Below are 24,654 nucleotides of genomic sequence, written 5' to 3' on the forward strand. Positions count from 1 at the left end.
TTCCTTTTCTCAGTTTATATACGATTTCGCCATGAATCGCTGAAACCCTTGAAACAAACGAATATCGTCACAAAGTGCTGCTTCGAGCGTGACCGGGACTTGCCAGTCGATGACATACTCTGACAAGCCGAATACGTTCAAGAGTTGTCTCCATTGTAACTGAAACGAAGAAACAAAGTCGCTTGTCGGGGTCGCGTTGAACTGGCGGCATGTCTTCTCGATGCTCCAAGCGAGCGAATCCTGAGGCGCTTCCCGTCGATTTAAATACAAGACCGTTTGAAATTCGAACGGATGAACATGAACACCCCACAGCGCCGGGAGCGGCAAATAACAGACCGTCGGCAACAGTGACGGTAACATGCCGAGCGGATAGAGACGATTCAAGATCAGCCGTCTGTAGAGCGGTGTCGGATAAGGCGGCGCCATACGCTTACGCCGCACGAGTTGAATCCATCGGTGCGCATCAAATCGATAAAAAGGTTCAAACGGCGAGACGTCAAAAGATGTCACGGGCACCCACGTGCCTTGTGCCCGTCTGAGCGAGATCGGACACCCGACGAACCGGTACAACGCGTTCTTGACCGGAACGATCAGCGTACGTCGCCGTGCAATCTCACACCTCATCCACGGTGAGAAGGACGGCACCGGTTCAAGACGCAATCCGCTCGCGATCCAGATGACGGCAAGACCGTTTCGCTCATAGTGTCTCGTCCGTTCTACGTAAGAATCGACTGCTAACGGTGAGGCCTGTATTTCGACGACGAACGACGCCTCCGCTTTTGACGCGACCAAGTCAGCCCGTCTCCCGTTCAGATCCACTTCTTGCTCGACATCATATCCGCCCGCCTGCAGCCATTGTCTGACGCCCCATTTATCGGTTCGGTGACCAGCCGACTCTCCGCGCCCACACGTTTGAACGTGGGAAAAATGGAGCCGTCGTTTCGCTCCCCGTTTTACAATGACCCGTTCTCCGCACTGTGGACATGAAAAAGGGGCAGCCGGTTCGATTTGCCTCCGACTCAACGTATGGGCATCGACGTACTCCCCTGTCTGATCGATTGCGAATCGCATCCCGCTTCCCCCTCATAATAATGGTGAAAACATTCGTGCCAAAGATTCAACGAGTTTGATGAAATAAGATCGTTCTGCGAACGCGCCCAACTCCAACTCATGAGACCCTTCAAAATCTTTGTAGATGTCTTGCTTGAGTTGATGAACCGAGTTCGTGTTGTACAGTAGTGCGTTCACTTCAAAATTGAGATGAAAACTGCGGAAGTCCATGTTCGCCGTCCCGATCGTCGCCAGGCCGTCATCGATGACGATGACTTTCGAGTGCATGAATCCTTCCTCGTACAAATAAATCTTGACGCCAGAGCTGAGCAACTCCTCATAATAAGATCGGCTCGCATAGAAGACGATTTTATGGTCCGGGAAGCTCGGTAAGACGATGCGGACGTCGATCCCCGACAAAGAAGCTGTCTTCAACGCACTCATAATATCCTCGTCAGGAATCAAGTACGGTGACGAGATGTACACCGATTTTTTGGCGGCGTTGATAAGTGCGAAATAAATCGACTTCATCGTCTCGTACGGCTCGTCCGGTCCGCTGGCGACGATTTGGACACCGCCGCTCGCGCTCCGCACCGTCTCGAGCGGCTCTAGGTAGAACGGCGTGAACAAGCGCTCACCCGTCATATAGTACCAGTCTTGTAGGAAGATCAGCTGCAGTTCCGATACCCCTTCCCCTCTGACGTAGAGATGCGTGTCACGCCAAAATCCGAACTTCGTATGCTCTCCTAAATACTCGTCCCCGACGTTCAAACCGCCTGTGAACGCTTCGGTCCCGTCGATGACGACGATTTTCCGGTGGTTCCGGTAGTTCGTCTTGCTCGAGACGAGCGGTAAGACGACGGGAAAGAACGCCTGGACGTGAACACCAGCTTGTCGCATCTCTTCGAAAAAAGAACTGCTCGTATGGATCGACCCGACTGCATCGTACAAAAACCGGACCTCGACCCCTGACCGCGCTTTTTCAATCAAAATACGTTGAATTTCCCGAGAAATACGATCTTCCCGGAAAATGTAATACTCGAGGTGAATGTGACGCGTCGCCCCGTTCAAGGCTGGCAATAGTTTCGAAAACTTTTCTTTTCCGTTCGTGAGGATTTGTGTATACGTGTTCGACGAGACGGGTAATTGATTCAATGAAGACGTTAAGTGGAGCAACTTCTCATAATCATCGTGCGGAAACATGAGCGATGGCGAGAGTGTCATCGCTTTTTGCCGATAAGCGAGATACGTTTCTTCATCCAACATCGCCTTCTCATTGAACATGCGTCTCCGCCGATAGTTTTGACCGAAGACGAAGTATGCGAATAAACCGACAACCGGAAATCCGAGCATGACGATTGCCCAGATGAGCGTTCGTTGCGGATTACGGTTCTCGAGCAAGATGACGAGCAGGATGCTAAACGTCGTCAGAAAGACGAGGATCGTGAACAGCCCAATCACTTGCGAGCTCCAGTAATAAGATAATACGGCAATGAGCCCTGCGAGCAAAAGAAGGGATAATAGTACTTGTATGCGTCGCAACATATTATAAGCTGACCCCGTTTCTGTCATGTATTATCATTAATTATACATCGGAACGATATCTTTTTGAGGGGAGTGGAGAAAATATGGGGACTTTTCTAGTGACGGGGGCGACGAGCGGCATCGGTCGTGCGGTCGCCTTACGGTTAACGGAAGAAGGACACGACGTCTTAGGCGTCGGACGTGATGAGACGAGAGGTGCGGCACTCGAACTCGAATCGGATAACACCATCACGTTCCTGAAATGTGATTTATCTCAAGCTGATGAGGTCGAGGCGCTCATGGATCGCCTCGTAGCCGATCAAGTCGTCCTGCACGGAGTATTCAATAACGCCGCGACGTTCGGTCGTCCCGGTACGCCTGAACGGTTGCCGGCCTCTGCTTTTGACGAAGTGTTCGAACTGAACGTGTTGGCGACAAACCGCCTCATTCAACGCGCGATCCCGCTCCTCGCGACCGGTTCAAGCGTAGTCAACAACGCAGCGATCGTCGGACACGTCAAGTTCCCGCCGATGCTTGGTCCATACGCCGCTTCGAAAGCGGCCGTCATCGCGTTGACGAAGACGTTCGCCCATCGGATGAAAGGAAAGATTCGTTTCAACGCCGTCTGTTTCGGACCGGTCGATACGCCGCTCAGCCATAAGCTGTACGGCGGCGAGGCGAAATTCAAAGACGCGATGAGCCATCATTTCCGCGGGAATGCCGCTTCACCGGAAGAAGTCGCACCGGTCGTCACGTTTTTATTGAGTGATGCGTCGAGCTATATTAACGGCCAAGCCATCACCATCGACGGTGGCTACAGCCTGTCTTGAACGCAAAAAGGGGTCGTCTACGAATTAGACGGCCCCTTTCGCTTTTGTGCGAACAGCTGTATATTATGCCTTGATCTTCCTCGCTTGCATCATCTGGGTCGTCAAGAACGCCTTTTCGCGCGGATGCAAGTCGTCCCAGTTGATCACGTCTTCAATGTAATCGACGAACTCTTCAAACGTGTCGTGATGCGTTGGATGAGCGCGCAGGCGTCCGATTCGGATCGCCTCGAAAATCGACGCCATCACGAAAATGTCATGGCTCGCGTACGTCTTGATCGGCGCCAGCGCCTCGAACAACGTCGCTTCCATCGCTTTCCGTTTGATGTGCCAATCACTCTTGCCGTTTGAGAAGACGAAATCCCCTTCCGGAAGTTCACTCAATTCCCGTAAGATGTCCCCGATATAGTGAATCGCATGAATCGCCGTATTCGGGTCATTAATTCCCGGTGACACTCCTTTAAGGGCGATCTCACTCAATTTTTCGATTACGAACGCCGGGTCTTGAATCGATGAACGGATCTCGCCGATTTGAAACACGTCTTTGTCGAGAGCGTCATCCCCTAGCCAATACCCGAGAATATCTCCTTCCGCCACAAAGTCGCCGACCGCGACGACCGATTCGAAACTGATGTCGTGATCTTCTTGTTTCTCGCTCGAGAACAGTTGAACATAGCCGGTCCGTGAGGCGTACACCGCCTGCCCTGCTTCGAACGTATGGACCGATCGCTTCAGCACGATGCTCACCTTCCCATCTTCGACCGCTTGTTTCTGTTTTTCGATGACGGATAATGCCTCTCGATGTAAGGACGATAACAGGCGTTCAGCTTGAATCGAGACGCTGATCGTCTGAATGAACTTGACGAACGCCCAGATCGAACTGACGACTAATACGACGCTGACACCTGAGGCGAGGACGGCGTCCTCTTCCGAAGTCCGAATGAGAAATAAATTCGTGATCCCGTACACGGTCGTCATGATGAAAATACCGAGCGTATGTTTCGAAGCCGAGTTTGTTAAAAAGTTGTTGATCGTACGGGGCGAGAATTGAGATGAATACGTCGTCAGCACGACTAAAATCGTCGAAAAACTGAACGTCATCATCGTCATGAGACTCGTGAACGACGACGAAAGGACGGAAGCCGCTGAATCCTGATCCAAATAAATGATTTCTGGCAACAGTTCGCGGAAAAAGCTACCGAAATACTGCGTCAGAAACGTTAATACGATACCACCTGTCCCATACAAAAACGGGACGAACCACGTACTGTCTGACAACGTCAATTGTAAACGCTTGAGCATCAAGTCACCTCTTCATATGTATAAATTAGTAAAAAAATCGCCTGTCCGCTTGAACAGGCGATTCGAGTTTAAAAATAGTGACGTACTTTCGAGAACACGTCTCCGTCGAGAATCGGTTTACCGTACTCCTCGAGCATAGCGAGGGTTTGCGTACTGAACGACAAGTATTCGGCTAAAAGACTGAGGACGTTCTCTTCTTCTTCCGGCTCCATCTCGTCCGGGAAGTCGATCCACAAGTAGTAACGGTTTTCATAATGGAATAACTTGAGGGTGACATTACTCAGCGTATCACCGGCCCGTTTGCTCAGAGCGATAATCGCCTCAAAGTCATCCGTATCCATTGCTAACGGAGCCCACGCCTCCGGTTCAGCTTCGACTTCATCGAGTTCACTCAACTGGTCGAGGACAGACTGTTGATCACGCGCTTCGTCGATTGCGTTGCGCAAGAGCGACCCGAGTTCTGCGTCGTCTTCTGTGTCGATCACATTTTTCGCGATCGTGACGGTCACTTCAAGTCCTTTTTCAAACGCTTGTACTTGTATCCATAGTGGACCATCGAACGAGATATCTTCCCGTTCGTGCGCTTCGTCCATCATCTGCCAGAACAGCTGCTCACCACGTTCTCGGTTGTACCAAATTTCATCCCGGGCGAATCCGCGTTTCTCGATATCGACATAAGTGATGAAAAACTTGACGGTATTGTCATTGATGCGCTCAATTTTCACGATTGTCCACTCCCTTCTGACCTCACTCCTACTTCTTAAGGAGGAGAGGGGAAATTGTCTTGTTATCATAGTACCCTTTTTTTGACCTGTCAATCTATTGATGATGGGGTGTGTACCACTATTTTATCGGAAAAACGAGATAATAAAAAGCACACTGCTTAGACAGTATGCTTCCTCACTCGTTGACGAGTCGTTGCGCTTCTTGAAGTTGGAACGTACGAACTTTGCGAGGCAAGAATCGACGAATCTCATCTTCGTTATATCCGACTTGAAGGCGTTTTTCATCAATCAAAATCGGACGGCGAAGGAGGCCCGGATATTCTTGAATCAAATCGTACAACTGCTGAAGCGAAAGTGCGTCGACCGATACATCGATTTTCGAGAAAACTTTTGAGCGGGTCGAGATGATCTCATCTGTGCCGTCTTCTGTCATGCGTAAAATCTGTTTAATCTCATTGAGTGAGAGTGGTTCTGAGAATATGTTTCGTTCTGTAAATGGGATATCATGCTCTTCGAGCCAAGCCCGTGCTTTTCGGCACGATGTACAGCTCGGAGACGTATAAAGTGTGACCATTTTCGTTCCTCCCTGATCAAATGTTCGTCCATTTTTTTAGTGACTCTTCTTGTATACCCAAAATCTCGTTCACGTAATTATAATAATTCTTATTTATTGAAACTTCAATGATATTCTTTCTCATCCGGGTAAGAAAAGAGGACGCATTCAGAAGAATGCGACCTTGATCGACCGTTCTACGAAGCTGGAATCCGAGAAACCGGTTGTGACACCGTTTCTTTCCCTGGCTTCACTTGCAAGTCTTTCAATTTCTTCTTGAGCACTTCTTTTAACAGTTTCTTTTTCTGTTGCAGTACTTTGTCACGCTCTTTCATGGTCTCTCACCCCCATGGACGAAAGGAAAAAACCAACCATTACTGTATCTGAAAATCTTAAAGTTGCACTAATCTATAGTTAAATTATAGCACATTCTATTGAAAAATGTTGAACAATCTCGTAAAAAATCATGATTTCACATGTTCCAAATTTGCATTTGCTTATCCATTCCCGTATAGTTAATAGAAATAATCTTTGAAATCACCAAGGAGGAGAGCACGAATGAGAATCACGTTAGAAACGATCATGCAGCATCACGTCACCCAGAAATACTTGACACGATCTGGATTAAAACATGCCGTTGACGTCTGTGAACGCGCTCTCGAATTGGCGACACGACGAGGGCTCGACACCGATCTAGCAACGAAGGCTGCACTGCTCCACGACATCGGTCATTACGAATGGTACACCGAAGGCAAGTGGAACTACGACTTGTATCGCCAAAACGATATCCACGCCATCAAAGGCGCGGAACGAGCCCATAAACTGTTGATCCGGCTCGGAGAAGATCCGGCTCGGGCCAAGGAAATTTCCGTCATGATCCTGCTTCATACGGATTCTTACCTTCCGCCTAACCGCATCCAACGGACCCCGCTCCAACAGCTCGTCCATGACGCCGATACGTTCGTCGAACAGCCGGGCGGCCTCCACCACTACGAGACGATGGAGATTGAAGACGCGCTCGCTCGCGTCCGTTTAATCGATGCCGTCGTCGAGCGTCTCTCGAACTTGCCGCGCATCTCAAACGCCTAACACCGTCCGGGTCTCCCACGGTGTTTTCGTTTGAGCAAAAAAGCCCCAAAAATCCAATTGGATTTTTGGGGCTTTTCGTATTAGACGAGCTGGGCTTTATACGCCTCATATTCTGCGTCTGTGAGCGAAACATAGTGACCTGGTTCGACTTCGCGAAGCGCAGGGATGCTCGAATCTTCATCCGACCGTCCGACAGCACCAAGTGAGCCAGATTCGTAGACGATCCGCTTACGTGTCCGTTCATGTTCTGGATCCGGAAGCGGGATTGCAGACAAGAGCGATTTCGTATAAGCGTGAATCGGGTTCTCGTACAGGCGCTCTGCCGGTGCAAGCTCGACGAGGTGACCTTGGTACATAACGCCGATCCGGTCCGAGATATACTTGACCATCGACAAATCGTGGGCGATGAACAAGTACGTGAGATCACGGTCACGTTGCAACTCTTTCATCAAGTTGACGACTTGAGCTTGGATCGACACGTCGAGTGCTGAGATCGGCTCATCGGCGATGATGAAGTCCGGTTCAACAGCGAGCGCACGGGCAATCCCGATCCGCTGACGCTGTCCGCCTGAGAATTCGTGCGGGTAACGGCTCGCATGCTCTTTCGTGAGGCCGACCGTCTCGAGAAGGTCGTACACACGGTTCATCCGGTCTTCTTTCGTCTTGGCAAGGCCGTGGATATCGATGCCTTCAGCGATGATATCAGCGACCGTCATCCGCGGGTTGAGCGACGCATACGGATCTTGGAAGATCATCTGCATAGCCCGGTTGAATTTTAACTTCTCAGCCTTATTCTTTTTCCCGTGGACGTTCTCACCTTTGAAAAGAACATCGCCGTCGGTTGCATCGTAAAGGCCGATGATCGTACGACCTGTCGTCGATTTACCGCAACCCGACTCTCCAACGAGACCGAGCACTTCACCTTTGTAAATATCGAACGAGATGCCGTCGACCGCTTTGACGACGCGGCCTCGGCCAATTTTAAAGTGCTGCTTCAGGTCTCGTACTTCTAATAATTTTTCACGTTCCATTATTCAGCACCACCTTTCAAAATCGATTTCGCGAACGCGCTGTCAGGACGATATTTGAGCGCGAGATCGCGGATCGCTCGCGGCGGCGTCACTTGCGGTGCTTGTGGGTGCAAGAGCCAGCTCGCTGCATAGTGTGTATCGCTAATTTGGAACATCGGCGGTTCTTTCTCGAAATCAATTTTCATCGCATACGGATTACGCGGTGCGAACGCGTCACCTTTCGGCGGGTCAAGCAAGTTAGGCGGCGTGCCCGGGATGGCCGGGAGCGCTTCGTTCGGATCATCGGTCGGACGCGGCATCGATCCGAGCAGTCCCCAAGCGTACGGGTGACGCGGCTCATAGAAGATCTCATCGACCGTTCCTCTTTCGACGATTTTACCGGCGTACATGACGGCGACACGGTCAGCCATGTTCGCGACGACACCGAGGTCGTGCGTGATGAAGATGATAGCCGTACCCGTTTTTTGCTGAATGTCTTTCAACAATTCTAAAATTTGGGCTTGGATCGTCACGTCGAGTGCCGTCGTCGGCTCATCGGCAATCAACACTTTCGGGTTACATGCGAGCGCGATCGCGATGACGATCCGTTGACGCATACCGCCTGAAAGTTGGTGCGGATATTGCTTAAGACGTGCCTCTGGGTTCGGAATCCCGACGAGTGTGAGCAATTCGAGCGTACGCTTCTTCGCATCTTCCCCCGTCAATCCTTGGTGTTGCTTCAATCCTTCGGCAATCTGTTTGAAGATTGTCATCGTCGGGTTGAGTGACGTCATTGGATCTTGGAAGATCATCGCGATGTCGCGCCCGCGGATTTTCAACATTTCTTTTTCTGACAACTTCGCCAAGTCTTTTCCTTCGAACAAAATTTCTCCGTTCGTGATCTCACCTGGCGGGTTCGGAATGAGACGCATGATCGCTTTCGATGTGACGGATTTACCAGAACCCGATTCACCAACGATTGCGAGCGTCTCGCCTTTTTTCAAATCAAACGATACGTTGCGGACGGCTTGTACCGTTCCGGCATACGTATGGAACGAGACCGCTAAGTCTCGGACAGATAAAATCGTTTCCATGCACGAGTCCCCCTCTGTTTAAATTATTTACGCATTTTCGGGTCGAACGCATCACGCAAGCCATCGGCGAGCAAGTTGAAGCTGACCATGAGCAAGACGATGATGATTGACGGAATGACGAGCAAGTACGGGAACGTCCGTAGCTCTTTGTATCCGTCGTTGATCAACGTACCAAGTGACGCTTGTGGCGGTTGAAGTCCGATCCCGATGAAGCTGAGGAACGCCTCGAAGAAGATGGCAGATGGAATCGTGAACATGAGTGTGATGATGATCGCACCGAGCGTGTTCGGGATCAAGTGTTTGAAAATCAAACGGTTACTTGAAGCACCGAGCGTACGGGCAGCCAACACAAACTCTTGGTTTTTCAGTTTCAAAATCTGACCGCGGACGAGTCGACTCATCCCGATCCAGCCGGTGATGGCCATCGCCAAGATAATGGTGAAGACACCTGGGTCAAAGATCAAGATGAACAAGATGATCAAGATCAAGTTAGGAACACCAGTCAAAATCTCGACGATCCGTTGCATGATGTTGTCAATGCGGCCACCAAAGTAAGCCGAGACGCCGCCGTAAGCGACACCGATGACCGTATCGATGATTGCGGCCATCAAACCGATGAAGAGCGAGATACGAGTCCCTTCCCAAACACGCGACCAAAGATCACGCCCGAGGTAATCGGTACCGAACCAGAAGTTCTCTTCGACGTTTTTCTGTTCATAGAAGTTGATGTCACGCCCACCGAGGTTGGCCATGCCGTCAAATCCGGCCCACTCAAGTCCTGTGACTTTAGGCGGTAGTTTCGCTTGTGAGATATTTTGTTCATAGGCGTCACGGGCTGAAAGCATCGGACCGAACAACGCGAGCAACACTAAAATTAAAATGATCGACAGCGAGAAGATGGCCGCTTTGTTTTTCTTAAGACGAAGCCATGCATCTTGCCAGAAGTTCAAACTTTTCCCGGCAATTCGTTCACCGAGCTGTTCGTTCATCTCGACACGTTGGAACATGTCTTGGTCGAACTGCTCGAAATCTTTTTTATTTTCAATCATCAGTTATCCCCCCCAAGACGAATACGTGGGTCAACGACTCCGTAGAGCAAGTCAACAAGTAAAATAATTACAATGAACAGAGCCGAGAAGAAGAGCGTCGTGCCCATGATGACCGAATAGTCATTCAACGTGATCGACGTTACAAACAATTCACCAAGTCCCGGAACAGCAAAGATTTTCTCGATAACGAACGTACCTGTGAGTAGCGCAGCCGTCATCGGTCCAAGGATTGTGATCGCTGGAATCATGGCGTTACGCACCATATGTTTCCACACGATTGCATTCCCGGTTAATCCTTTCGCTTTCGCGAGCGTGACATAGTCTTGTCCGGTCACTTCTAGCATCTCGGTCCGTACGAAACGGGCGATCGACGCGGTGACCCCGAGCGACAACGAGATGGTCGGAAGGATCGTATGCGCCGGCGAGTCCCAGAACGCGACAGGCAATACGCCCCATTTTACCCCAACGTAGTATTGAAGGAGGGCCGCAAAGACGAACGACGGGACAGAGATGCCGATTACCGACACGAACATTGAACCATAATCGATGTACGTGTTATGGCGAATCGCTGCAACAATCCCGAGCAATAGTCCTGTCAGCGTACCAAGCACTAGTGCCTGAATACCTAACTGGGCCGATGGTCCGATTCGTTCCATGATCAACTCCGTCACTGGCCGGTTGGCCGTACGGAACGATACGCCGAGGTCGCCTTGGACAAGGTTCCCTAAGTAAGTCGCATAACGAACTGGAAGCGGATCATTGAGTCCGTAACGATCGTTCAAGATCTGAATTTGCGTTTCCGTCAATTTTTCCTGGTTCTGATACGGTGAACCTGGAAGCAGGTCCATCAGGAAAAATGTGAACGTCGCAATCAAGAAGAACGTGATGAGGCCGTAAACCAGCCGCTGAAGAATATAACGTCCCATAATAAAAACCCCCTGTTTTTCTAATTGTGTCTATGCTTGCACCAACAGCGTCACTATGACATATTTCCCATTTCTTGAATTCACAAAATGAAAGGAATTTTCTGAAAGAATAGGTCAAACGTCATCTCAAGGCTCTTAGCACAGCATATGAAAATCAAAAAACCCTCAGTTTCTGAAGTATTCTGAATTTTCACTGTTACTCCATTATACTTTACCAACAAAACATTTGAATAGTATTTTCTCTCAATTCGATATTTTTTTTAGAAAAGTGGGGACATGCTTGCGCATGTCCCCTCTCCTATTTAGTTGATATCAACGTATTTGTACTGGTAATCAGCACCAAAAAGTTGACGGTTGAAGTTCTCAACGTTCGGACGGATCAAGTAAGCGACACCGGCCTGATAGATCGGCATGATCGCTTGGTCTTGTTCGATCAAGAGCGTTTCCGCTTCTTTGAATTTGTCGTAACGAGCATCGATTTCTGTTTCAGCCGAAGCTTCATCGATCAACTTGTCGTAAGCTGCCGACTTGTACTTGATATCGTTTTGACCGTTGTCTGACGTGAAGATGCCAAGGTTTGTGAGCGGGTCTTGATAGTCAGGTCCCCAAAGGGCGAATGACATCTGGTAGTCCCCGTTCGCTTCGCGTTCGAGCTTGTTGTTGAACGGTTGTTGCGAGATGTTGACCGTTACGTTCGGCAAGTTCGACTCGATTTGGCCTTTCATGTACTCTGAGATTTGTTTTGAAACTTCACTGTCGAATGAAAGCAATTCGATTGTGGTCGCTTCGCCACCAGTTGCTTCTTCCCAAAGCGTTGCTGCTTCGTCAGTGTTTGTCTCGAAGTGTTGGACGCCTTCTGTGTAATCCGTTCCGTCTTCATACTTGATGAATTCTTTCGGGATGAACGAAGTCGTTGCGATTGAACCGTTGTTCAACAGTTGGTCGATGATACCGGCCGGGTCAACGGCACGAGCGATTGCTTTACGTGCGTTCACATCAGCGAATACTTCATCTTCATGGTTGAACTTGAAGTAACCGATCGCTGAACGAAGTCCTGTGTTGTAGTCTTCGTCTTCTTGGAAAGCAGCGACTTGCTCAGACGCGAGGCCTGCGTAATCAACATCGCCTGCTTCATACAAGTTGACGACCGTTGACGTATCTTTGACAACACGAACGTCTACTTTGTTGAGAGCGACGTTGTCGGCATCCCAGTACGTATCGTTTTTCGTCAAGACATAGCCTTGTTCACGATCCCACTCTGACCATGTGAACGGACCGTTGTAGAGAAGGTTCTCTGTGTTTTTTGCGAAGTCCGCTCCTTGCTCAGTTGCGAACGCTTCATTGATCGGTGTGAACGTACCGAACGATGTGAGTGAGACGAACGATGGGTCCGGACGCTCGAGTGTAACTTCTAGCGTTTTCTCATCGATTGCTTTCACACCGAGTTCTTCTTTAGGAAGGTCACCCGTGTTGATCGCTTCGGCATTTTTTACAGTGTTCATGATATACGCATATTGCGAACCAGTTTCTGGGTCCACGGCACGTTGCCAAGCGTAAACGAAGTCATTCGCTGTGACCGGCTCACCGTTCGACCATTCGGCGTCACGAAGCGTGAACGTGTAGACGGTTTCGTCTTCGTTCAATTCCGGCTCTCCTTCAGCGATGGCTGGAACGGCTTGCCCTTCTTGATCAAGACGGTAAAGACCTTCCATTGTGTTGGCGATCAAGTTGAACGCGACTGCGTCCGTTGCGAGCGCCGGGTCGGCTGTAGTAATGTCAGACGTGTCCGTCAAACGAAGTACTTTGTCTCCGTTCGAAGACGAACCGCCGTCAGAGTCTCCGCCAGTCGAGCAAGCGGCGAGCACTGAACCGAGCGCTAAGATGAGTGTCATCATTAGCAAAATCGATTTTTTCTTCATTGCGATGTCCCCTTTCTAATCTCGTGAAGCTTAGCATTCCGTCGGACTAACATCTTACTCTTTTTCTTTAATTTTCTGAATATTACATAAAGTATCCGACGAAAGAACGTTAGGGCTATTGTAAAAAATTTTTAATCAAACTGTCAACTATGGAATAAACCGCTGTCATTTAAAAAAACTTCCTTCTCGCCATAATAGCGGGACTACGCGTATCATAGAACCATAAGCAAACGTGATAAATTGGCGTCATCACGTTGAAAGGAGTTTGTCACATTGAAAAATTTTAGAAGTATATTAATCGTTTGGGGAATTGTCACAATTGCCTATACGGTTTGGTCGTATGTGTCGTATTACCGCGCGGAATCGTTCGCGTTTCATTTGAGTGGCGGCTTGTTCGTCGCCGGCATGATCGTCTTCGCGTACGGGATGTTCTCACAGATGAGCGCTTCAGGATTGTTCGACGGGATCATGTACGGGTTTAAACGAAATCGCCGCGCCAAACTAAAGGAAATCGATTCCGATTATGAAGAAGACGAAAAAGACGACGACGAGATGAAAGAAGAACGTTCCGCCCGTAAACAGTCGGCTTGGCGTTGGGTATACGTCGGGATTGGCAGTGTGATCCTGTCATACGTCATCACCCTCGTTTGACCTTTTTGTTTTTCCACCAATATGCTAAACTAAATGCAGAACATAGGAAACACAAGGAAGAAGACAAGTACCTCGAACTCCCTCTCCCCCAGAGAGTCTACGTTGCTGCGAGTAGACGGAGAGCGTTCAAGCGAATGGACTTCAGAGTGGCTCACCTGAATGGTAGTACGGTGAGACGGTTACGCCCGTTAACGCGATCAAGTGGCATGATTTCATGCAAATTTGGGTGGCACCGCGGTTATTCGTCCCGATTTTTCGGGCGGAGAACTGCGGTTTTTTATATTTTATGGAGGTGTAGGCATGGCAACGATATTTTCAGGCATTAAACCGACCGGCGTTGTGACGCTCGGTAACTACTTAGGGGCGATGAAACAATTCGTCGATCTTCAAGAAGAACATGACGCGTACTATTGTATCGTCGATCTTCACTCGATCACGGTCCAACTTGACCGCGTCGAGCTGATGGACAACACCCGCAAGCTGGCGGCGCTCTATCTCGCCTGCGGACTTGACCCTGAGAAGGCAACGATCTTCGTCCAGTCAGAAGTAAAAGCGCACGCCCAACTCGGATGGATGTTGACGTGTATCGCTGGGATGGGCGAACTCGGTCGGATGACGCAGTACAAAGATAAATCGCAAGGTAGCGATAACGTCGGGGCCGGGCTGTTCATCTATCCGACACTCATGGCGGCGGATATTCTACTTTATGGGACAGAGCTCGTGCCGGTCGGTGACGATCAAAAACAACATATCGAACTGACGCGCGACTTGGCCGAACGGTTCAACAAACGCTATTATGAGACGTTCAAGATTCCTGAGCCGCTCATTCAAAAAGAAGGGGCTCGGATCATGAGTTTGACGAACCCCGAGAAGAAGATGTCGAAATCGGACGCGAACATTAAAGGCTTCATCTCGATGCTTGACGAACCGAACGTCATCCGTAAAAAAATCAAGAGCGCCGTCACGGACTCGAGCGGCGTCATCAGCTTCGACCGGGAGAATAAGCCGGGCATCTCGAACTTGCTCGAGATTTACTCGTTGTCGACGGGTACTTCGATAACAGATCTCGTGACTCAATACGCAGACTCGAACTACGGAACGTTCAAGCAAGACGTCGCCGAAGCGGTCGTCGCCATGCTCGAACCGATTCAAGCGCGCTATCACGAACTCGTCGACTCGTCAGAGCTTGATGCGATCCTTGATGTCGGCCGTGAGAAAGCCGAAGCAGTCGCGAACAAGAACCTCGCCAAGATCGAGAAAGCGATGGGCTTAAGCCGAAAACGTGCCAAAGTGAAAAAATAAGACAGAGCCGCCCAACGCATGCGTTGGGCGGCTTCTTTATGGAAGAACACAAAAAAAGAAAGAAACAGGCGTCCCTGTCTCTTTCTGGTGAATGTTGCTTATTGCTCTTTGCCTTCGATGAATGCCCACTTGTACGAGTAGTCAGCGCCGAACCCGTGTTCAACGATTCCTTTAACGTACGGCTTCGTGAGACGAGCTGATCCGCGTTGGTAAACTGGCGAGATCGCGTTCTCTTCAAGAACGATTTTCTCTGCATCTTGAAGCTCTTTCCAACGTGCTTCAGCATCTGTGTTCGCTTTCGCAGATTCGATGAGTGCATCGAATTCTTCGTTCGACCACTTACCACGGTTGTATGGTCCGTCAGTTACGAAGAGGTCAACAAACGTCATTGGATCCTGGTAGTCAGGTCCCCAGCCTGCGAATGTAAGCTCAAAGTCACCTTTGTTCTCGAGGTCGAGTTTGTTGTTGAACGGTTGTTGCTTGATCGTAAGCGTCATGCCTGGAAGGTTCTTCTCAAGTTCACCTTTGATGAACTCACCGATTTGCTTCGCAGACTCTGAGTCGTAGTTGAGGAGTTCGATTTCGACAGAATCTGTCCCGAGCTCTTCAAGTCCTGCTTCCCAAAGTTTTTGTGCTTCTTCAACGTTGTAACCACCGATGTCGCCGTTAGCGTCACGGAAGTCTGCACCGTCTGGGCCTGTTACGAAGTCTTTCGGCACGAGGTAGTTCGCAGGTACTGAACCGTTCGCGAGAAGCGTTTCAGAGATTGCTGCTTTATCGTAAGCACGGTCGATCGCGTTACGGATATTTTGGTTGTCGAACGCTTCAACTTCAGTGTTGAACTGGAGGTAGAAGAGTGTCGGTTCAACGACAGTCGAGAATTCTTCGCTGTCTTGGTATTGAGCAACGAGTTCAGAAGTCAAACCAGTGCGGTCAACGTCGCCGTTTTCGTACAAGTTGACGCCCGTTGAAACTTCTTTAACGACTTTAACGTCGATTTCGTCGAGTTTGACGGCTTCAGCATCCCAGTAGTCGTCGTTTTTGACCATTTTCCATCCTTGCTCGCGCTCCCAGCTTTCGAGTTTGAACGGTCCGTTGTAGAGCGTCGTCTCTGCAGACGTACCGAAGTTCTCGCCTTGTTCTGCGTCGAACGCTTCAAGTTTAGGCATAAATACGCCGAAGCTTGTGAGACCAAGGAAGTATTCAGCTGGTGCTGTCAATTTAACTTCAAGTGTCTGATCGTCAGTTGCTGTAACGCCGACCGCGTCACGCTCGCCTTCGCCAGTGTTGTAAGCTTCAGCGCCTTCGATGACAGACATGACGTAAGCATATTGTGATCCGTTGTCCGGATTAAGTACTTCTTTCCAAGCGTATTCGAAGTCGTTTGCCGTTACAGGCTCACCGTTAGACCAAGTTGCGCCTTCACGGATTTTGAACGTGTACGTTTTACCGTCTTCAGAAACTTCGTGTGACTCAGCCATCCCTGGTGTTGGGTTGTCTTCTTCGTCCATACGGTAGAGACCTTCGTTAACGTTGTTCAAGACGTTGAACGATACTGCGTCAGTCGCGAGAGTTGGGTTAAGTGAAGGAATGTCTGCACTGTCGAGCAAGTTGAGGACTTGCGCTTCATCTGCACTACCTTCTGAACCTCCGTCTCCGTTTGTTGTCGTTGTTTCTTCTTCCCCACCCGAGCAAGCTGCTAGGAACGCGCTAGATAGAAGCGTTACCGACGTTGCTAATGCAAAACCTTTTTTCTTATTCATTACGATGACCCCCTGATTATTTTCGTTTTAACGAAATGAACGATGGTAGAAAATTCTGAAAGTTAACTTTACAAAATTTGTTACCACAATCCCGTTGATGCAATAATACAATATTCTGATAATTTTGCAAAGTATTTATTTTGATTTTTCTAAAAAATTTTTACCATAGGCTAAAAGCCCGCCTAGGGAGACGGGCTTTTAGCTCATTTTTTATAAACTTTTGAAAAAGTTAGGACGTACGAAGGACCGATGACCGGAAATCCAATTTCCGCATAGGTGGAATCGACCGCGTAAGTTCTTCCAGCTTGGTAGATTGGAATAACGACTGCCTCTTCCAACAAGCGTTTTTCGGCTTGACGATACGCTTCGTTCCGCGCCTCGAGTACCTCAGTCGAGCGTGCCTCCTCCATCAGCCGATCGAACGTCTCGTCTTTATAACCACTCGAATTCAAATAATTTCCTGTTTCAAATTGAGTCAAATAAGCACTGAACGCCGGATAATCCGGTTGCCAACCAGACAGCGACAGCGCATAGTCACCTGCGACTTCTTTCCTAACTTTGTCACCGAGCGGCAGTTCCGTGATAGAAACAGACAGCCCCGGAAGTTTTTCAAGTTCGGTTTCAATCGTCTCGGCGATTTGTCTCGCTTCTTCATCGACAAAGCTGAGTAATTCGATGTCAATCGTTTCTTCTTCGTAGCGCTCTTTGACCGACTCGAACAAACTAGACGCATCTTCTTCAAACGAGACGTCTTGCGCACTGCCGTCTGTGACGAGCAACCGGTCCGTCGTTTGTTCGGCGCGGGCGAGTGTGTCTTTGAACGCCTCTCGATCGAGCGCAATCGCGAGCGACCGGCGGAAGTCAGGGTCATCGAACGGATATTCATCGACGTTCGATTTCAAATAGAAGACACCGCTCCGAGGTACATCGATGATTTCACTTTCAAGTGAGTCGATCACGCTTTCTTCCGTCCCATAAGGAAGCGGGTGAATGCCCGTTGCTTCCGTCCCGAGCGCTTCGTCCGCCCACATGATGATGCGCTCGAGCGTCACATTATCAGCGTCGTGATAAGATTCGTTTTTCGTCAGCGTCACTTGGGCCGCATCGATCGATTCGATTTGAAACGGTCCGTTCGCATCGAGTTCTGGCCAAGCCCCGATGGCTGTTTGCGGAAGAAACGCCGGCATTGCCAAAATCTCCTCGAACCCTTCCATCGGTCGTTCGAGCGTCAATTCGAGTGTCTGCGCATCGATCGCTTTGATACCAAGCGTCTCCGGCTCGGCTGTTCCGAGACTAATTTCTTTTCCATTTTTAACATCTTCAAGTAAGAAACTAAACGGTGAGTTCGTATCGTCATCCGCGAGTTTTCTGAAATGGTCGACGAACGTCTCGGCGGTCACCGCCTTACCGCCCACCGTCTGACTCGGTTTTAGCGAGAACGTGTACGTCGCACCGTCCTCTGACCGGGTCAATTTCTCGACGAGACCCGGTTCAATTTCACCGTCCGCCCCGAAGCGATACAATCCCTCATAGACGTGAGACAATATCGTCTGGGAACTCGGGTCGATGGCGAGTAACGTGTTCGGTTGCTCCGGTAACGTCTCCCCGTGGATCGTCACGACTTGTTCTTCTTGCGGTACTAGTTCACGTGCCTGCTCGCGTTGTCCGTTCCAAATGATCAAAAAAAGTATAAGGACTGAACCCAACAAGGCGGCACCGATGATAAAACGTTTCATTCGGCATTCTCCCTTCTGTTAGACCAACCCTTATACCCTACCCGTTTTTAACCTATTTTTCTACAATCAGTCTGTCACTTTTGCGAATGCGAGTGTCGCATTATGGCCCCCGAAGCCGAGTGAATTGCTCAGTGCGTACTGAATATCAAGTTCCCGCTTTCCTTCTCGAACATAATCAAGGTCACAGTTTTCTGCCGGTTCGTCACAGTTGATCGTCGGATGAATCCGACCCTCATGAATCGACAACGCCGTGATGACCGCTTCGACGCCGCCCGCAGCACCGAGCAAATGCCCGATCATCGATTTCGACGAGTTGACGGCGAGCTGATCAGCATGTTCCCCGAACACGTTGCGGATCGCTTTCGTTTCTAACATATCGTTTAGTGGTGTGCTCGTCCCGTGGGCGTTAATGTACTGGACGTCTTCCGGCGCGATTCCGGCGTCACGCATCGCTTCACTCATCGCTTTCGACCCGCCTTCCGCTTCCGGTGACGGTGCCGTGATATGGTAGGCGTCCGAGCTCATCCCGTATCCGACGACTTCGGCATACATTTTGGCACCGCGCGCTTTCGCGTGCTCATATTCTTCGAGAACGAGGACGCCTGCGCCTTCGCCCATGATGAACCCGTCACGATTTGCATCGAACGGACGGCATGCCGTCGCCGGATCTGGGTTCGTCGATAGCGCTTTATTGGCACAGAACCCTGAAAACGACAACGGAGTGATTGGTGCTTCGGCCCCGCCTGCGAACATCGCGAGCGCATCGCCGCGTTGAATGACCCGGAACGCTTCGCCGATCGAGTTCGTGCCCGAAGCACAAGCCGTCACCGAGCAGTTGCTCGGTCCTTTCGCCCCGAGGTAGATCGAGACTTGGCCGCTCGCCATGTTCGGGATCATCATCGGAATGAAGAACGGGCTGATTCGGCGTGGTCCGCGTTCATGCAAGATGCTCGCTTGTTTATCGATCGTCTCGACGCCGCCGATGCCGCTCCCGATCCACGTCCCGACTTTGTCCGCCATCGCTGTCACATCTAGACCGCTATCCCGATGTGCGGCGTCCGCTGCTAAAATTGAGTATTGGATGAACGAGTCCATCTTCCGAGCTTCTTTTGGCTCAACCAAATGCTCGATATTCCATTCTTTGACTTCAGCGCCGACTTTCGCCGGGTACTGGCTAATATCAATCTTCGTCAACGTATCGACCGCATTGTCCCCGTTCAATAGCCGACCCCACATTTCTGTGACATCATTGCCTAACGGTGATACGACACCTAACCCTGTAATGACTACTCGTTTCATGAACAAATCTCCTCCGTGATTTTAGCGTTATTCCATGTGAGACAGCTCGCTCCCCAAGTGAGCCCGGCACCAAAGCCGGCAATGACGACCGTTTGTCCGGCCGTGACCTTCCCGATTTTAACCGCTTCAGCAAGCGCGAGCGGAATCGAGGCGGCCGATGTGTTCGCATGGTCTTGAATCGTGACGACTACTTTGTCTTCAGCGAGCCCTAACCGCTCTATCGCCGCGTCAATGATGCGGCGGTTCGCTTGATGCGGGACTAAGACGTCCATGTCGGCAATGTCTTTACCGGCTTGATGAAGCGCCTCTAACACGATGTCCGGCATTTTCCGGACCGCGAACTTGAACACTTCGCGCCCGTTCATGACGATTTTACCATCTGCATTCTCATATAAGAACTTCCCACCCGTACCATCGCTCCCAAGAACGATCGAATCGATTGCCGCGACGTCATCTTCCCCCAATACGACAGCACCTGCGCCATCACCGAACAAGACGGCAGTCGAGCGGTCGTCCCAATCGATCAAATTGCCCATCTTTTCGGCTCCGATGACGAGTGTACGTTTAAAGCCTTTCGACTGCATCAAGCTCTTCGCCGTATCCATCGCGAAGATGAAGCCGCTACAGGCGGCGCTGACGTCAAATGCGACGGCGCGTTTCGCGCCTAAGTTCGCTTGGACGAGACAAGCTGTCGCCGGGAATGATGGTGCCGTCGCCGTCGCGCAGACGATCGCGTCGATGTCCTCGATCACAACCCCTGCGCTCGCAAGCGCCCGTTTAGCGGCCCGAGTCGCCATGTCCGCTACCGACATGTCCGCATCGGCCAAATGACGCGCCTCGATCCCGGTCCGGGTCCGAATCCATTCGTCGCTCGTATCCATACGTTTTTCCAAATCGACGTTCGTGACCCGGTTATCCGGAAGGAACGAACCGATGCCGATGATTCCAATGTTCATAGCTATAACCCCTATTCTTAGTATCTGGTACTAATATAAGGGAATGAAAAAGGGATGTCAACGCATCCCTCTCGAATTATTCACTTTGTCCGAGCCGTTTCGTGACCGCCATGACCATTTTCGCCGAGTTGATCGATGCCGTCTCTAAAAATTCATCGAACGACAAGTTCGCCTCTTCGTCGGCGCTGTCTGAGATTGAACGTGTGACGACGAACGGCACTCCGAACTGGTGGCACGTCTGGGCGATCGGGGCCGCTTCCATTTCAACGGCTGCGACACCATCAAAGTGTCCTAAAATTTCCGCGACTCGTTTTGAATCGTTGATGAACGAGTCCCCTGTGACGATCAGCCCGGTGTGGACGTTCACATCATGCAAGCTCTCAATGACTTCCTTACAGACGTCCACCAAGTGCGCGTCCGCTTTATACGCAGCAGGCATGCCCGGGACTTGGCCGTACTCATAGCCGAACGCTGTCACGTCGACATCGTGGTGGCGGACTTCCGTCGAGACGACGACGTCTCCGACTTTCATCCCTTTCTTGAAGCCCCCGGCAGAACCGGTGTTGATGACGACGTCTGGTTTGAACTTGTCGAGCAAGAGCGTCGTCCCGATGGCCGCGTTCACTTTTCCGATCCCTGACTTTAAAATGACGACCTTGACGTTGCCAAGGTATCCTTCATAGAAGTGATAGTTCGCAATCTCAGTATCCGTCCGTTCTGTCAATTCGTTACGAAGCAAGTTCACTTCTTCTTCCATCGCCCCGATGATTCCGATTTTCATGTGATAGCCTCCTCAGAAAGAGAGCGACCTCCAATTGGATGCCGCTCTTTTTGTCATTATTTGATTTCTTTAATTTCGACGACCATGTCGCCACCAGGTGTCTGCACGTTCACGACGTCTCCGACGGTACGACCGAGAAGCGCTTTCGCGATCGGTGATTCGTTCGAGATTTTCCCGGTGAACGGGTCAGCCTCGGCACTGCCGACGATTGTATATGTTTCGTCTTCATTGTCTGCTTGAATGAAGAACGTCACCGTTTTCCCGATTGCGACCATTGAATTGTCCGCACCGTCGTCTTTGATGATGACGGCGTTACGAAGCATCTCTTCAAGTTGTGCGATGCGTCCTTCGACCATAGCCTGCTCTTCTTTCGCTGCATCGTACTCAGCGTTCTCAGACAAGTCTCCGAAGTCACGGGCAATCTTAATACTTTCAACGACTTCTTTACGGCGCACTGTCTTCAGTTCATTCAATTCATGTTCAATCTTGTCTTGTCCTTCTAACGTCATGTAATGTTGCTTTTCAGCCATATCCGTCACTCCTTCATTGTCTCCTAGTATATTACAGCAAATCAGAATTGAAAACGATTTATTTTAGTAGGCCCGATTGCGTTCCGTGAGCACCCAGCGGATCTTCGTCACGAGCAGATCGATGGCGACAAAATTCTCGCCGCCTTCAGGGACGATGATGTCCGCGTAACGCTTCGTCGGCTCGCAAAATTGCAAGTGCATCGGACGGACGACGTTCGTATATTGGGCGACGACCGAATCGATCGAGCGTCCCCGCTCGTTAAGATCGCGTTGCATCCGGCGTAAAATCCGGACGTCGGCGTCTGTGTCGACGAACACTTTAATATCCATCAACTCACGAAGACGGTCGTCCTCGAGTGCTAAAATCCCTTCGACGATGACGACGTCGACCGGTTGGATCAAAATCGTCTCGTCCGAACGTGTATGGGCCGCATAATCGTAAACCGGCTTCTCGATCGCCTGATGATTTTGCAACTGCTTGATCTGTTCGATCAACAAATCGTTGTCGAATGCGAACGGGTGGTCATAGTTCGTCTTATATCGCTCTTCCATCGTCATTTCTGACTGGTCTTTATAGTAGGCATCTTGCTCGATCATGACGACCGATTGTCCTTTGAACGCATCCACGAGTGCACGGGCGACGGTCGTCTTTCCAGATCCAGTCCCACCGGCCACGCCGATAATGACGGGTTTATGTTGCATCAAAGTTAAATCCTCCTCATCGTAATTTACGACTGATTGCTAGGCCATCACCGAGAGGCAAAATCGCGGTGTGATAATCGGTCCGTGCCATCAATTGCTCAGTAAACTGTTTTACGAGACGGACGAGCCGGCGTCTCCGACGGTCAAGAACTGACACGTCTTCGAGCAGGACGTCTCCTCTCAAAAACAAATTATCGCTGTAAATAGTACCACCAATTGGTACTAAAGCGCCATACCCATCAAAGAATTTTTGATATTGGCCTTTGGCTGCATCGATGAAAACCGCATCAAACGGTCCTTCGATCGACCCAATCAGTTCGACCGCATCGCCGTGAATGACGGTGATCCGGTCCGAGACGTCCGACCGTCCGATAAAGCCGAGCGCTTCCTCGTAACGACGTGCGTTGCGTTCGATTGTGACGATCTCGGCCTCTGGCAACAGCTCAGCCATGCGGATCGCACTGTATCCGATCGCCGTCCCGACTTCAAGTATACGCTGCGGCCGTTGCATCGCGAGTAACGATAATAACACCTCTGAGCCGGTCAAGTCCATGATCGGCACGTGATGAACGCGCGCAAACTCTTCCATCTCCGCTAAGAGCGGTGACCGGTTTAAAATCAAGTCCTCCACGTATCCTTCATAGGATGAATGTTCCACGTCTTACACCTCTTACTCTCTATTCATTCAAACGACCGGAAGCCAAGGCCTCCGGTCGCATATCTATCAGTTGTTCGCTTCTTCGAACGCTTCCCATTCGGGGCGATATTTGTTGACGTTCTGTTGATGTGCCTCATATGTCACTTCAAACAGAACTTCTCCGCTAGGGAAACCTTCGCGAGGCGGCCGTGCGTAGAAATAAACGTTGTCTGTATCGTTCGGGTTGAGCGTCGCTACGAACGCATCACGACTGACCGAGGCAATCGGACCAATCGGGATCCCTGCGTAACGGTATGTGTTATACAGTGAATCGTTTTGCAAATCATTGAACGACGTGAAAATTGACGTCTCACCCGTTCCGTACCAAACGGTCGGGTCGGACTGCAACTTCATCCCGTCCGCAAGCCGGTTCTCAAACACGCCGGCAATCTCTTGACGGTCTTCTGTCGATACCGCTTCTTTTTCGATGACGGAAGCGAGGGCGAGCGTCTCGTGGAACGTACGTCCTGACGCCTCGACAGTATCAGCATACTCGAGATAAAGCTGTTCGGTCGGCTTAAGCATCTCATCGATGATTTGTGTGAGCGTGACACCTTTGTCGAACTCATACGTGGCCGGGAACAAGTAGCCTTCGAGCGGATGATAAATCCCCTCTGCTAACACTTCTTCGGTCAACATCTCGTGTTCGGCAACGAGTGAACGGATATATTCCTGATCGCTCAGCTGTGCCGAAATCTCTTCTTTTGGAATTTCAGCCACGTTGGCGAGCCGCGCGATGACTTGATCGATTGTGAATCCTTCTGGAATGACGAGTTTGATGTCAGGTACGACGATCACTTTACCCGTCTTCAGCGTGGCGATCAACTCGTCAAGTGACTGTGACGGCGACAGCGTATACGTCCCCGCTTGGAACGATGACTCATTTTTAAACCGTGTGTATAAACGGAAAATCGTGCTATTCCTCACAAGTCCATTCTCTTCGAGTAGTTCGCCAATATAACCTGAGCCTGCACCGAGCGGAACCTCGACTTCGACCGTTTCGGACGAAGCGGGATCGATCGGCTCAAGTGACCGCTTTACGAATGCATACGAGACAGCGGCGCCCGTGGCGATGACAAGAAGAAAGACAGCAAGGATAATAACCGTGATGCGTCGAACGATCCGGCTACGCGCACGCTTCTCATCAGGCATCGATGGATGGTTCATGC

The 24,654-nt window shown here is 50.3% G+C and carries 24 protein-coding genes and 1 other annotated feature; of the genes, 4 read left to right on the forward strand and 20 right to left on the reverse strand.

Annotated elements, in window-relative coordinates:
• Positions 1-9 precede the first annotated feature (9 nt).
• Together EVJ29_RS05580 and cls are read right to left on the reverse strand one after the other, a co-directional pair.
• Positions 10-1,071 carry a competence protein CoiA gene (locus EVJ29_RS05580; protein ID WP_131504785.1) on the reverse strand — a complete coding sequence of 354 codons (1,062 nt, stop codon included), beginning with the start codon at positions 1,069-1,071 and terminating at the stop codon, positions 10-12.
• 12 nt (positions 1,072-1,083) lie between these two features.
• The gene (cls, locus tag EVJ29_RS05585) at positions 1,084-2,595 is read right to left on the reverse strand and encodes a cardiolipin synthase (RefSeq protein ID WP_070327629.1); all 1,512 of its coding nucleotides are present in this window, start codon (positions 2,593-2,595) and stop codon (positions 1,084-1,086) included.
• Positions 2,596-2,678: 83 nt separating this feature from the next.
• Between cls and EVJ29_RS05590 the strand changes: the two genes are divergently transcribed.
• On the forward strand, positions 2,679-3,404 hold the full coding sequence (locus tag EVJ29_RS05590; protein WP_070327630.1) for an SDR family NAD(P)-dependent oxidoreductase: 726 nt from the start codon (positions 2,679-2,681) through the stop codon (positions 3,402-3,404).
• 63 nt (positions 3,405-3,467) lie between these two features.
• Here EVJ29_RS05590 and EVJ29_RS05595 read toward each other — a convergent pair whose 3' ends face one another.
• The 4 genes from EVJ29_RS05595 to EVJ29_RS15460 form a co-directional block, all read right to left on the reverse strand.
• Positions 3,468-4,703 carry a DUF2254 domain-containing protein gene (locus EVJ29_RS05595; protein WP_070327631.1) on the reverse strand — a complete coding sequence of 412 codons (1,236 nt, stop codon included), beginning with the start codon at positions 4,701-4,703 and terminating at the stop codon, positions 3,468-3,470.
• Positions 4,704-4,771: 68 nt separating this feature from the next.
• Positions 4,772-5,428 carry an adaptor protein MecA gene (gene mecA / locus EVJ29_RS05600; protein WP_071399493.1) on the reverse strand — a complete coding sequence of 219 codons (657 nt, stop codon included), beginning with the start codon at positions 5,426-5,428 and terminating at the stop codon, positions 4,772-4,774.
• Between the two features lie 175 nt (positions 5,429-5,603).
• Positions 5,604-6,002, reverse strand: a complete 399-nt coding sequence (spxA, locus tag EVJ29_RS05605) for a transcriptional regulator SpxA (RefSeq protein WP_015881217.1) — start codon at positions 6,000-6,002, stop codon at positions 5,604-5,606.
• A gap of 176 nt (positions 6,003-6,178) precedes the next feature.
• On the reverse strand, positions 6,179-6,316 hold the full coding sequence (locus tag EVJ29_RS15460; protein ID WP_167331259.1) for a hypothetical protein: 138 nt from the start codon (positions 6,314-6,316) through the stop codon (positions 6,179-6,181).
• Positions 6,317-6,539: 223 nt separating this feature from the next.
• On the opposite strand from EVJ29_RS15460, the gene EVJ29_RS05610 reads away from it, so the two are divergent.
• Entirely contained in the window at positions 6,540-7,070 is a 531-nt protein-coding gene (locus EVJ29_RS05610) for an HD domain-containing protein (RefSeq protein ID WP_070327633.1), read from the forward strand.
• Positions 7,071-7,150: 80 nt separating this feature from the next.
• On the opposite strand, the gene EVJ29_RS05615 is transcribed toward EVJ29_RS05610, so the two are convergent.
• The 5 genes from EVJ29_RS05615 to EVJ29_RS05635 all read right to left on the reverse strand — a co-directional run bounded on the left by EVJ29_RS05615 (position 7,151) and on the right by EVJ29_RS05635 (position 13,068).
• The gene (locus tag EVJ29_RS05615; protein ID WP_131465411.1) at positions 7,151-8,101 is read right to left on the reverse strand and encodes an ABC transporter ATP-binding protein; all 951 of its coding nucleotides are present in this window, start codon (positions 8,099-8,101) and stop codon (positions 7,151-7,153) included.
• Entirely contained in the window at positions 8,101-9,174 is a 1,074-nt protein-coding gene (locus EVJ29_RS05620; RefSeq protein WP_131440849.1) for an ABC transporter ATP-binding protein, read from the reverse strand. The genes EVJ29_RS05615 and EVJ29_RS05620 overlap by 1 nt, the downstream gene beginning before the upstream one ends.
• A gap of 23 nt (positions 9,175-9,197) precedes the next feature.
• Entirely contained in the window at positions 9,198-10,223 is a 1,026-nt protein-coding gene (gene opp3C / locus EVJ29_RS05625) for an oligopeptide ABC transporter permease (protein WP_070327636.1), read from the reverse strand.
• Positions 10,223-11,149, reverse strand: a complete 927-nt coding sequence (gene opp3b, locus EVJ29_RS05630; RefSeq protein WP_131440851.1) for an oligopeptide ABC transporter permease — start codon at positions 11,147-11,149, stop codon at positions 10,223-10,225. Before opp3b ends, opp3C begins: the two co-directional genes overlap by 1 nt.
• Positions 11,150-11,451: 302 nt before the next feature.
• Positions 11,452-13,068, reverse strand: coding sequence for a peptide ABC transporter substrate-binding protein (locus EVJ29_RS05635; protein WP_131504786.1), 1,617 nt, complete (start codon positions 13,066-13,068; stop codon positions 11,452-11,454).
• Positions 13,069-13,341: 273 nt separating this feature from the next.
• Between EVJ29_RS05635 and EVJ29_RS05640 the strand changes: the two genes are divergently transcribed.
• Positions 13,342-13,719, forward strand: coding sequence for a DUF3899 domain-containing protein (locus EVJ29_RS05640; protein ID WP_131440855.1), 378 nt, complete (start codon positions 13,342-13,344; stop codon positions 13,717-13,719).
• Between the two features lie 45 nt (positions 13,720-13,764).
• Positions 13,765-13,972: a binding site (T-box leader), on the forward strand.
• A 47-nt stretch (positions 13,973-14,019) separates the two neighbouring features.
• Positions 14,020-15,021, forward strand: a complete 1,002-nt coding sequence (trpS, locus tag EVJ29_RS05645; protein ID WP_070327640.1) for a tryptophan--tRNA ligase — start codon at positions 14,020-14,022, stop codon at positions 15,019-15,021.
• Between the two features lie 98 nt (positions 15,022-15,119).
• Here the strand turns inward: trpS and EVJ29_RS05650 are convergent, their stop codons facing one another.
• The 9 genes from EVJ29_RS05650 to mltG form a co-directional block, all read right to left on the reverse strand.
• A complete protein-coding gene (locus EVJ29_RS05650; RefSeq protein WP_070327641.1) occupies positions 15,120-16,784 on the reverse strand; it encodes a peptide ABC transporter substrate-binding protein in 1,665 nt (554 codons plus the stop codon).
• Between the two features lie 203 nt (positions 16,785-16,987).
• Positions 16,988-18,520 (reverse strand): peptide ABC transporter substrate-binding protein, encoded by a 1,533-nt coding sequence (locus tag EVJ29_RS05655; RefSeq protein ID WP_131465415.1) that lies wholly within the window; start codon positions 18,518-18,520, stop codon positions 16,988-16,990.
• A 66-nt stretch (positions 18,521-18,586) separates the two neighbouring features.
• Entirely contained in the window at positions 18,587-19,819 is a 1,233-nt protein-coding gene (gene fabF, locus EVJ29_RS05660; RefSeq protein ID WP_131504787.1) for a beta-ketoacyl-ACP synthase II, read from the reverse strand.
• A complete protein-coding gene (locus tag EVJ29_RS05665) occupies positions 19,816-20,775 on the reverse strand; it encodes a beta-ketoacyl-ACP synthase III (RefSeq protein ID WP_131465417.1) in 960 nt (319 codons plus the stop codon). Before EVJ29_RS05665 ends, fabF begins: the two co-directional genes overlap by 4 nt.
• 76 nt (positions 20,776-20,851) lie before the next feature.
• Positions 20,852-21,556 carry a 5'-methylthioadenosine/S-adenosylhomocysteine nucleosidase gene (mtnN, locus tag EVJ29_RS05670; protein WP_131465419.1) on the reverse strand — a complete coding sequence of 235 codons (705 nt, stop codon included), beginning with the start codon at positions 21,554-21,556 and terminating at the stop codon, positions 20,852-20,854.
• A 56-nt stretch (positions 21,557-21,612) separates the two neighbouring features.
• The gene (gene greA / locus EVJ29_RS05675) at positions 21,613-22,086 is read right to left on the reverse strand and encodes a transcription elongation factor GreA (protein WP_070327646.1); all 474 of its coding nucleotides are present in this window, start codon (positions 22,084-22,086) and stop codon (positions 21,613-21,615) included.
• A gap of 63 nt (positions 22,087-22,149) precedes the next feature.
• On the reverse strand, positions 22,150-22,788 hold the full coding sequence (gene udk, locus EVJ29_RS05680; RefSeq protein WP_070327647.1) for a uridine kinase: 639 nt from the start codon (positions 22,786-22,788) through the stop codon (positions 22,150-22,152).
• 16 nt (positions 22,789-22,804) lie between these two features.
• Positions 22,805-23,446: an O-methyltransferase gene (locus tag EVJ29_RS05685; protein ID WP_131465421.1), complete on the reverse strand. Its 642-nt coding sequence runs from the start codon at positions 23,444-23,446 to the stop codon at positions 22,805-22,807.
• 66 nt (positions 23,447-23,512) lie between these two features.
• Positions 23,513-24,652, reverse strand: a complete 1,140-nt coding sequence (gene mltG / locus EVJ29_RS05690; protein ID WP_131465423.1) for an endolytic transglycosylase MltG — start codon at positions 24,650-24,652, stop codon at positions 23,513-23,515.
• Positions 24,653-24,654 lie beyond the last annotated feature (2 nt).

Source organism: Exiguobacterium sp. SH4S7, assembly GCF_004336795.1.
Classification (GTDB): domain Bacteria; phylum Bacillota; class Bacilli; order Exiguobacteriales; family Exiguobacteriaceae; genus Exiguobacterium; species Exiguobacterium aurantiacum_A.

Bases quoted from the DNA above. Each gene is read 5' to 3' on its own strand.
- EVJ29_RS05580 (WP_131504785.1), bottom strand. From the start codon at position 1,071: ATGCGATTCGCAATCGATCAGACAGGGGAGTACGTCGATGCCCATACG.
- cls (WP_070327629.1), bottom strand. From the start codon at position 2,595: ATGTTGCGACGCATACAAGTACTATTATCCCTTCTTTTGCTCGCAGGG.
- EVJ29_RS05590 (WP_070327630.1), top strand. From the start codon at position 2,679: ATGGGGACTTTTCTAGTGACGGGGGCGACGAGCGGCATCGGTCGTGCG.
- EVJ29_RS05595 (WP_070327631.1), bottom strand. From the start codon at position 4,703: ATGCTCAAGCGTTTACAATTGACGTTGTCAGACAGTACGTGGTTCGTC.
- spxA (WP_015881217.1), bottom strand. From the start codon at position 6,002: ATGGTCACACTTTATACGTCTCCGAGCTGTACATCGTGCCGAAAAGCA.
- EVJ29_RS15460 (WP_167331259.1), bottom strand. From the start codon at position 6,316: ATGAAAGAGCGTGACAAAGTACTGCAACAGAAAAAGAAACTGTTAAAA.
- EVJ29_RS05610 (WP_070327633.1), top strand. From the start codon at position 6,540: ATGAGAATCACGTTAGAAACGATCATGCAGCATCACGTCACCCAGAAA.
- EVJ29_RS05615 (WP_131465411.1), bottom strand. From the start codon at position 8,101: ATGGAACGTGAAAAATTATTAGAAGTACGAGACCTGAAGCAGCACTTT.
- EVJ29_RS05620 (WP_131440849.1), bottom strand. From the start codon at position 9,174: ATGGAAACGATTTTATCTGTCCGAGACTTAGCGGTCTCGTTCCATACG.
- opp3C (WP_070327636.1), bottom strand. From the start codon at position 10,223: ATGATTGAAAATAAAAAAGATTTCGAGCAGTTCGACCAAGACATGTTC.
- opp3b (WP_131440851.1), bottom strand. From the start codon at position 11,149: ATGGGACGTTATATTCTTCAGCGGCTGGTTTACGGCCTCATCACGTTC.
- EVJ29_RS05635 (WP_131504786.1), bottom strand. From the start codon at position 13,068: ATGAAGAAAAAATCGATTTTGCTAATGATGACACTCATCTTAGCGCTC.
- trpS (WP_070327640.1), top strand. From the start codon at position 14,020: ATGGCAACGATATTTTCAGGCATTAAACCGACCGGCGTTGTGACGCTC.
- EVJ29_RS05650 (WP_070327641.1), bottom strand. From the start codon at position 16,784: ATGAATAAGAAAAAAGGTTTTGCATTAGCAACGTCGGTAACGCTTCTA.
- EVJ29_RS05655 (WP_131465415.1), bottom strand. From the start codon at position 18,520: ATGAAACGTTTTATCATCGGTGCCGCCTTGTTGGGTTCAGTCCTTATA.
- fabF (WP_131504787.1), bottom strand. From the start codon at position 19,819: ATGAAACGAGTAGTCATTACAGGGTTAGGTGTCGTATCACCGTTAGGC.
- EVJ29_RS05665 (WP_131465417.1), bottom strand. From the start codon at position 20,775: ATGAACATTGGAATCATCGGCATCGGTTCGTTCCTTCCGGATAACCGG.
- mtnN (WP_131465419.1), bottom strand. From the start codon at position 21,556: ATGAAAATCGGAATCATCGGGGCGATGGAAGAAGAAGTGAACTTGCTT.
- greA (WP_070327646.1), bottom strand. From the start codon at position 22,086: ATGGCTGAAAAGCAACATTACATGACGTTAGAAGGACAAGACAAGATT.
- udk (WP_070327647.1), bottom strand. From the start codon at position 22,788: ATGCAACATAAACCCGTCATTATCGGCGTGGCCGGTGGGACTGGATCT.
- mltG (WP_131465423.1), bottom strand. From the start codon at position 24,652: ATGAACCATCCATCGATGCCTGATGAGAAGCGTGCGCGTAGCCGGATC.